The sequence below is a fragment of the Roseovarius halophilus (ex Wu et al. 2025) genome (assembly GCF_047086965.1).
Genome location: NZ_JBKOTX010000665.1, coordinates 1 through 254 on the forward strand (window position 1 = coordinate 1; position 254 = coordinate 254).

The 254-nt window shown below is 55.1% G+C and carries 1 protein-coding gene; it reads left to right on the forward strand.

Translation table 11 applies throughout. The features are described 5' to 3' along the window. Positions 1 to 125 precede the first annotated feature (125 nt). The gene (locus ACH107_RS33960) at positions 126 to 245 is read left to right on the forward strand and encodes an integrase core domain-containing protein (protein ID WP_412509942.1); all 120 of its coding nucleotides are present in this window, start codon (positions 126 to 128) and stop codon (positions 243 to 245) included. The last annotated feature ends 9 nt before the right edge of the window (positions 246 to 254 follow it).

Sequence of the window (254 nt, forward strand, 5' to 3'; positions counted from 1 at the left end):
CGGTCGGCAGTGTCGGTGATTCATATGATAACGCAATGGCCGAAAGCGTCATTGGCCTCTTCAAGACCGAGGTCATCAACTACCTCGGACCCTGGAAGTCCATGGCACAGGTCTAATGGGAGACCCTGAAATGGGTCAGTTGGTACAATACGGAGCGGCTACACAGCGCCATCGGCCACCGGCCGCCGCAGGAAGTGGAGGATGAGTTCCATGCAGAGATGAATGCTCTTGAAAACGCCGCGTAGGTTTTGAAC